The following is an 8,594-nucleotide window of genomic DNA, read 5'->3' as shown; positions in this document are numbered from 1 at the left end:
TATCGGGCGCGAAGACGGGCAAGAACGGCCGCCATCCGTTGCCGGAACGCGCGGCGCTAGTCGCCACGCTCAAGCGCCTGGGCCTGAAGGAAGGTCAGCAAGTTGTCGCCTACGACGCCCAGGGCGGTATGTACGCGGCGCGCCTGTGGTGGCTGTTGCGCTGGCTCGGCCACGATTCCGTAGCACTGCTCGACGGCGGCCTCAACGCATGGCAAGCGGCCGGCCAGCCTCTCGAAACGGTGACACCGGCCGAGTCCGAAGGCACGTTCAAGGCCGGTGCACCGCTGGCCGTCACGTTCGACGTCGACGCCGTCGTGCGCAATCTGACCACGCACGAACGCGTGCTGATCGATGCCCGCTCGGCGGACCGGTATCGCGGAGAGAACGAGACGCTTGATCCGGTCGGCGGCCATATTCCGGGCGCGCTGAACCGCTTTTTCAAGGACAATCTGAACGCCGATGGCCGCTTCAAGACCGCGCACGAATTGCGCGAGACGTTTAGCGGACTACTCGGAGCGACGTCACCTGATCGGGTGGTGCTGCAATGCGGCTCGGGCGTGACGGCCTGCCATAACGCACTGGCCATGGAAATCGCCGGCCTGCATGGCGCGGCGCTGTATGGGGGATCGTGGAGCGAATGGTGCGCGGACGCATCGCGGCCGGTGGCAACCGGCGCGGCTGTTTGAGATTGATGCTTTGCGGAGAGGGGGTAAGTGAAGCAATATTAGCGGCGCGGATGGGCGGCCGCCTCAGCCGCCCGCGGTCAATAATTGCCCCGCCTCCATCGGCGCTTTAGCGCAGGGCCTCGATTGCCCGTGCACTGCGCCGCGAGCCTATAACGAAGACAGGATTGCGGCCGCGGTGCAGCCTCATCACTTTACGCCGTGCTCCCTGAACCACGCCAACGCGCGCTTCCAGCCATCTTCCGCATCGGCCTTCCGGTAACTCGGCCGATAATCCGCGAAAAACGCATGCGGCGCGTCGTCGTAGACCACGATTTGCGAGCCCCGCGCGACCGCCGGCCCCGTTGCAATCGCCTGCTTCATCTGCTCAAGCGAGTCCTGCGGGATGCTTTGATCCTGCTTGCCGAACAGGCCAAGCACCGGCGCCTTCAAGTTTGACGCGAGATCGAGCGGATTCGCCGGGTTGTTCTGCGTCTTCGGTCCCACCACGCGTCCATACCAAACCACCGCCGCTTTAAGCTGCGGATTGCGCTCGGCATACAGCCAGGTGATCCGGCCACCCCAGCAAAAACCATTGATCCCGAGCCGATGCAAATCGCCGCCATGTTCGCCCGCCCATGCAACGGTCGAGTCGATATCGGAGAGCACCTGGTCGTCCGGCACCTTGGAGACGATTTGATCGTTCAACTGCTGCATCGACGTGAATTTCGACGCATCGCCTTCGCGCTCGTAAAGGTCGGGCGCGATGGCCAGATAACCGAGTTTGGCGAAGCGTCGGCAGACATCGGCAATATGCTCGTGCACGCCGAAAATCTCGTGAATCACGATGATGACCGGCAAGTGTGTCTTGCCCAAGGGCTGCGCCCGATACGCGGGAATAAGCGTGCCGTCGGCAGCCTTGAACCCGACCGGACCGGCTTCCAGACCTTCGGTATCGGTGATGATGGTTTGCGCGGACACCGGCATCACGCAAGCGGCAAAACCGCTGCCGACCGCAGCCTTGATAAACGTGCGCCGGTTGAACGGGACATGCGGAACGAGGCTGTCGATATCAGGCGTAAGCATGCAAAGCTCCAGCGGCATGGGCCGCGAAGGACACTGGCACACGATGCTAGCGAACCAGACGTCCGGTATGGGTAAGCCGCGCTACCGGCCCGCAAGCCGAAAGCACGGCAACGACTAAAGGATTACCGCTCTAGAACCACTAGATCTAGAACCCCTTTAACCATTTTGAAGCGCCTGCTGCGCTCCAAAGCCGGCCGCCCATTCTAAACAGCTTTAGTGCAGCGTGATCAATGCAGCTTGACGCGTGGCGCGGTGGAGCGCCGCAGCCAGTGAGCCACCGTATCGAGCGCCATGCGCGCCCAGCCGTGCAGCGCGGCAATATGCATGCGGTACAACGACTGATACATGAAGCGCGCGAACAGCCCTTCAATCAGCATGTTGCCGCCGATCAACCCGCCCATCAGACTCCCGACCGCACTGAAATGCCCGAGCGACACAAGCGATCCGAAGTCGCGATACGTGTAGTCGGGCAACGGTTTGTCCTCCAGCCGGCGCTCAAGCGACTTCAGGAGGAAACTCGCCTGCTGATGCGCAGCTTGCGCACGCGGCGGCACGTTGCGCCCTTCCTTCTCGCCGCCGGGCCACGGACACGCGGCGCAATCGCCGAGAGCGAAAATGTTGTCGTCGGTTTCTGTTTGCAGCGTGCGGCGCACGATCAACTGGCCGAGCCGGTTGGTAGCCAGGCCGTCGAGTTTCGCGAGCACGCCCGGCGCGCGAATGCCGGCCGCCCAAACGGTCAGGTCCGCCGCGATAGTCTTGCCGCTCGCGGTGCGGATGGACCCGCGCGACACCTCGGCCACCGTCTCACTTGTCATCAGAGAAACGCCGAGCTTGTCCAGCAAGTCGGCTGTCGCGGTGGACACACGCTCGGGCAAGGCAGGCAGAATGCGCGGCCCGGCTTCAATCAGCACAATGCCTATATCGTGTTTCGGATCGAGCTTGTGCAGCCCGTAAGCGTGCAGCACTTGCGCCGTGTTGCGCAGTTCCGCCGATAATTCCACACCCGTCGCGCCGCCACCGACAATCGCCACCTGAATCCGTGGCTGCCTTGGCCCGGCATCGGATGCGCTGGCCGCTTCCGGCTCCGGCGCACGATACTCCGCTCGAATACACGCCGCGATCAGCCGTTTGCGGAACAATTCGGCCTGATCGACGGTATCGAGCGCGAGCGAATTTTCTTGCGCGCCCTGAACGCCGAAAAAGGCCGTCGTACTGCCGATCGCCACGATCAACGTGTCGTATTCCAGATCACGCTGCGGCATCAGCTCGCCGGCTTCATCGTCGAGAAGGGGGCCCAGCGTGACGCGTTTGGCCGTCCGGTCGACACCCAGCAAATCGCCCTGCTGGAACTCGAAACCATGCCAGCGCGCCTGCGCTGCGTACGGCAGTTCCTGCGAGAACGGGTCCATGCTGCCGGCCGCGACCTCATGCAGCAACGGCTTCCAGATGTGCGTGGAATTGCGGTCGATCAGCGTGACTTGTGCACGCGCTGCGCGTTTGCCATCTGCGCTGCCGAACTTGTCGCCAAGACGCGTGGCCAGTTCAAGCCCACCCGCTCCGCCGCCGACGATGATGAAACGGTGCATTCAAACTCCCCTATGACATCATTCAAAACCAGCGGGATGGACCACTGGCACGCTCAATGTGCCCTCAGTGCGCTTCTTCCCAGTTATTACCCACGCCGACTTCCGCCACCAGCGGCACCTTCAGTTGGGCAACGCCGCACATCAACTCCGGCAGGCGCTTGCGGACCTCGGGCAACTCGGCTTCGGGCACTTCGAGCACGAGTTCGTCATGGACCTGCATGATCATCTTGGCCTGGATCTTCGATGCTTCCAGCCAGTCCTGCACGGCGATCATCGACAGCTTGATGAGGTCGGCCGCCGTGCCTTGCATGGGCGCGTTGATCGCGGCCCGCTCGGCGCCTTGCCGGCGCGGTCCGCTGCCGCCGTTGATCTCGGGGAGCCACAAGCGCCGCCCGAACACGGTCTCGACAAAACCATCGCGCTTCGCCTTCGTGCGCGTTTCTTCCATGTAGTTCGCGACACCCGGATAACGCAGGAAATAGCGGTCTATGTACAGCTTCGCGGCATCACGCGAAATGCCGATATTCGATGCCAGCCCGAACGCGCTCATGCCATAGATCAAGCCGAAGTTGATGACCTTTGCGATGCGCCGCTGGTCGTTCGATACCTCGATGGGCGTAACGCCGAAAATCTCCGACGCGGTCGCCCGATGCACGTCTTCCCCTTCGGCGAACGAGCGCATGAGTGACGGGTCGCCGGAAATATGCGCCATGATCCGCAACTCGATCTGCGAGTAATCTGCCGACACAATCTTGCTTCCCGGCGGGGCGATGAACGCCTCGCGAATCCGCCGCCCTTCGGCCGTACGCACAGGGATATTTTGCAAGTTCGGGTCATTCGACGACAAGCGCCCCGTCACCGCCACGGCTTGCGCATAGTTCGTATGCACGCGGCCGGTCTTGGCGTTGACCATGCGCGGCAGCTTGTCCGTGTACGTGGACTTCAGCTTCGACAACCCGCGATGTTCCAGCAGGATCTTCGGCAGCGGATAGTCTTCGGCGAGCTTCTGCAGCACTTCTTCGTCGGTGGAAGGCGCACCGCTCGGGGTCTTCTTGACCACCGGCAATTGCAGCTTCTCGAAGAAGATCTGGCCGATCTGCTTGGGCGAACCCAGGTTGAATTCGCCGCCCGCAAGCATGTACGCCTCGGCTTCCAACTGAATCAGGCGCGTGGCGATCTGGCCGCTTTGCACGCGCAGCAATTCGCCGTCGATGAGCACGCCGTTGCGCTCCATCTTGCGCAGCACGCGCGACGTCGGCATTTCTATGTCGCGGTATACCTTCAGCAATTGCGCTTCATCGGCGAGCTGCGGATAAAGCGCCTGATGCAAGCGCAACGTGATGTCCGCGTCTTCCGCAGCGTAGGGCGCGGCCTGCTCCAACGCGACTTCGTCGAAGCCGATCTGCGACGCGCCCTTTCCCGCCACCTCTTCATACTTGATGGTCTTCGCGCCCAAGTGCCGCAGCGCGAGATTGTCCATGTCGTGCGGCCGGTGCGATTCCAGAACATACGATTGCAACAACGTGTCGTGCTCGACACCATTCAATTCGATGCCGTAATTCGCCAGCACTTGTTCATCGTATTTCAGATGCTGGCCCACCTTCTTTTTCGACGGATCTTCCAGCCACGATTTAAGCTTCTGCAGGACTTCGTCGCGCGGCAGTTGCAGCGGCGCGTCCGGCCCGCGATGCGCGACCGGAATATACGCCGCGCGCCCCGGCTCGACCGATACGGACAACCCGACCAGTTGCGCAAGCATGGGGTCGAGCGCGGTCGTTTCGGTATCGAAGGAAGTCAGCTCGGCGGCGTTGATGCGCGCGAGCCATTCGTCAAATTGCTCCCACGTCTGCACGGTATCGTAATGCCGCTCCATTTCAGTAGCCGGCGCAGGTGGCGTGTCGACCGGGCCCTCCACCGCGTCCGCAATCTCCACTTCCCGCAGCCAGGTCTTGAAACCATGGCGCGTGAACAGGTCGCGCAATTCGTCGCGTGCCTCGGGCCGCGCCGGAAGCGTTCCCTCGATCGACACGATCTGCTCCGTCAGGTCGCAGTCCGTCTGTACGGTAACGAGCTTTTTCGCCATGGGGAGGAACGTCAAAGCCTTGCGCAGATTGTCTCCCACCGCACCTTTGATTTCGTCCGCGTGTGCCACGATGCCATCAAGGGTTTCATATTGCGCAAGCCATTTCAACGCCGTCTTCGGCCCGCATTTTTCGACACCCGGTACGTTATCGACCGTATCGCCGATGAGCGAGAGATAGTCGACGATCCGCTCCGGCGGCACGCCGAACTTTCCCTGCACCCCGGCGCGATCGAGCGTCTCGTTGGACATCGTGTTGATGAGGGTGACATGATCCGTCACAAGCTGCGCCAGATCCTTGTCCCCGGTCGATACGACCACTTTCATGCCGCGCTTTTCGGCGGCAACTGCAAGCGTGCCAATGACGTCGTCGGCCTCCACGCCTTCGATCATCACCAGCGGCCAGCCGAGCGCTCGCACGATCACGTGGATGGGCTCTATCTGTTTCGAGAGGTCCTCGGGCATCGACGCCCGGTTTGCCTTGTAATCTGGATACCAGTCGTCACGAAATGTCTTGCCCTTGGCGTCGAATACGCACGCGCTATACTCTGCGTTGATGTCTTTTCGCAATCGCCGCAGCATGTTGATCATTCCATACAGCGCGCCGGTTGGACCGCCGTCAGGGCCGCGCAGATCCGGCATGGCGTGGTAGGCCCGATAGAGATAGCTGGATCCGTCGACCAATAGCAGGGTCTTACCTTCAAGATTAAGTTCTTCAGGCATTATGAACAAAAGAAAAGTGATTCCGAGTCTGCGATCGCTCGCAGATCAAGAGCGCGCGACAGCCAAGAAGGCCCGCGCATCGTGGCAGATGTTCACGATTATGGCAGAGTTTATCGAGGCGACCGAGTACCTCTCCGAGATCCGCCCTGCCATCAGCATCTATGGTTCGGCGCGCCTGAAACCGGAGTCGCCGTACTACAAGCTCACCATAGAAATCGCGCAGAAATTCTCCGACGCGGGCTTCGCCGTGATCTCCGGCGGCGGCCCCGGCATCATGGAGGCGGCCAATAAGGGCGCTCATGCGGGAAAGTCGCCATCGGTGGGGCTGAACATCGAGTTGCCGCACGAACAGTCGGGCAACCAGTGGCAGGATATCTCGCTGCGCTTCCGGCACTTCTTCACGCGCAAGGTCACGTTCGTGAAGAATTCGGATGCCGTCGTGGTCATGCCGGGCGGTTTCGGTACGCTGGATGAAATGGCGGAAGTGCTGACGCTGATCCAGACCAAGAAGTCGCGGCATGTGCCTATTGTGCTGGTCGGCGCCGAGTTCTGGGAAGGTTTGCTCTCATGGTTCCGCAACACGCTGGTTCCGACCGGCGTGATCAGCGAGAAGGATCTCAACCTGATGCAGGTGATCGACGATCCGGACCAGGTTCTGGAAGCCGTGCTGCAGTTCTACGAAGACCGCGAAACCGCGGAAGAACAGCCAGCCGAAGGCAAGTCCGACGAAGACCGGATGTTCTATCTTTGATGGCTTGATAGCAGGTTCAATGACACAAGCGCTCAAAAAGCGGCTCCTTTCGGAGCCGCTTTTTGCGTGATGGGAATGCTATTGGAACGCCACCTCCGCAAAACCACGCAACTTCCGGCTATGCAGTTTCGATAGCCCGTTCATGCGCAGCAGTTCCATCGCCTTAACGCCGATCTGCAAGTGCTGATCCACTTGCGCACGATAAAACTGATCCGCCATGCCCGGCAATTTCAATTCGCCGTGCAAAGGTTTATCGGAGACGCAGAGCAAGGTTCCGTAAGGCACGCGAAAACGGAATCCATTCGCAGCAATGGTCGCGCTTTCCATATCGAGCGCAATGGCCCGGCTTTGCGACAAACGCTGTACCGGCTCACGGTGATCACGTAATTCCCAATTACGATTGTCCACGCTCGCCACGGTTCCCGTGCGCATGACGTGCTTCAAATCAATGCCTTCGAGTTTCGTCACTTGCGCAACCGCTTTCTCCAGCGCGACCTGAACTTCAGCCAACGCGGGAATCGGAATCCAGAGCGGCAAGTCGGCGTCGAGCACGTGGTCCTCGCGCACATAACCATGCGCCAATACGTAATCGCCCAGGCGCTGCGTATTCCTCAATCCCGCGCAATGCCCGAGCATGATCCACGCATGCGGCCGAAGCACGGCTATGTGGTCCGTGATCGTCTTCGCGTTCGATGGGCCCACGCCAATATTGACCATGGTGATGCCGCTGCCATCGGCACGTTTCAGATGATAGGCGGGCATTTGCGGCAAGCGAAGAGGGGCTACGCCCTGTTGCTCCTCTTGCGAATCGCCGAGGTTTTCATTGCCCGTAATCACGTCGCCGGGTTCCACGAACGACATGTATTCGCTTCTATACGCCCGTGTTTCTTCATCGTCAGCACGTGACATGATCTTGCGCCCCAGCTTCACGAACTCATCGATATAAAACTGGTAGTTCGTATAGAGCACATAGTTCTGGAAATGCGTAGGCGCAGTCGCGGTGTAATGCTTGAGCCGATGCAAAGAGAAGTCCACCCGCGCCGCCGTGAACAATGCGAGCGGATGCGGTTCGCCCGGCGCCGGTTCATAGGTGCCGTTCACAATGCGGTCGTCGAGCAGCGCGAGATCGGGCATATCGAAAATATTGCGCATGGCGAGCAGCCGGTCGCGATCCAGGTCGCCTTCCAGATGAATGCCTTCTGCAAACGCGAAGTGAATGGGCACGGGTTGCGCCGACACACCCACCTCAATCCCGACATGATGATTCTTGGTAAGCAGCCGCAATTGCTCGCGATAATAATGGCCGAATAAATCCTGCCGAGTCAGCGTGGTTTCGAAAATGCCCGGCCCTGCGACAAAGCCATATGAACGGCGTGAATCGATTTGCGTATTCAGCTCGGTACGCACGCGCACGAATGGATAACACGCGCGCACGCGATGTGAAAAAGGTTCGTTCTTTCTATAGCGAGCGAACGCGTCGCGCAGGAAAGAGGTGTTGGCTTCGTAGATGGCCGATACCCGCGCAACCGCGGCCACGGGGTCGTCGAAAGACTCCGTCGGGAAGTTGTTGGCGGGCGTGGAATGGCTTGCTTGAGTCCGGTCGTTTGTCATGATCTTCTGCGCTCTTGTGATGAATCGACATTAACACGGAAGAACCACACGCCCATGAACACCCCTCCCGGCGATGCGTTTCTTCAACACCTTCC

Annotated in this window: 6 protein-coding genes; 2 read left to right on the top strand and 4 right to left on the bottom strand. The window is 60.5% G+C overall.

Annotated elements, in window-relative coordinates:
• A partial coding sequence (locus tag JWR14_RS18770; RefSeq protein WP_299709696.1) for a sulfurtransferase occupies positions 1-686 on the top strand: 686 nt, incomplete at its 5' end.
• 186 nt (positions 687-872) lie between these two features.
• Here the strand turns inward: JWR14_RS18770 and JWR14_RS18765 are convergent.
• From JWR14_RS18765 to polA, 3 genes are all read right to left on the bottom strand, one after another.
• The gene (locus tag JWR14_RS18765) at positions 873-1,748 is read right to left on the bottom strand and encodes a dienelactone hydrolase family protein (RefSeq protein WP_299709694.1); all 876 of its coding nucleotides are present in this window, start codon (positions 1,746-1,748) and stop codon (positions 873-875) included.
• Between the two features lie 227 nt (positions 1,749-1,975).
• Complete coding sequence (locus JWR14_RS18760; protein WP_299709692.1) at positions 1,976-3,334, bottom strand: NAD(P)/FAD-dependent oxidoreductase; 1,359 nt, start codon at positions 3,332-3,334, stop codon at positions 1,976-1,978.
• Positions 3,335-3,398: 64 nt separating this feature from the next.
• Complete coding sequence (polA, locus tag JWR14_RS18755) at positions 3,399-6,137, bottom strand: DNA polymerase I (protein WP_299709690.1); 2,739 nt, start codon at positions 6,135-6,137, stop codon at positions 3,399-3,401.
• 1 nt (position 6,138) lies between these two features.
• On the opposite strand from polA, the gene JWR14_RS18750 reads away from it, so the two are divergent.
• Complete coding sequence (locus JWR14_RS18750; protein WP_299709687.1) at positions 6,139-6,888, top strand: TIGR00730 family Rossman fold protein; 750 nt, start codon at positions 6,139-6,141, stop codon at positions 6,886-6,888.
• A 78-nt stretch (positions 6,889-6,966) separates the two neighbouring features.
• Here the strand turns inward: JWR14_RS18750 and JWR14_RS18745 are convergent, their stop codons facing one another.
• A complete protein-coding gene (locus JWR14_RS18745; protein ID WP_299709685.1) occupies positions 6,967-8,499 on the bottom strand; it encodes an AMP nucleosidase in 1,533 nt (510 codons plus the stop codon).
• Positions 8,500-8,594 lie beyond the last annotated feature (95 nt).

It is taken from the genome of Caballeronia sp. (genome assembly GCF_028292365.1).
GTDB lineage: Bacteria > Pseudomonadota > Gammaproteobacteria > Burkholderiales > Burkholderiaceae > Caballeronia.
Note: the sequence above shows the minus strand (reverse complement) of the source record. Positions and strands in the feature narration are given on the sequence as shown.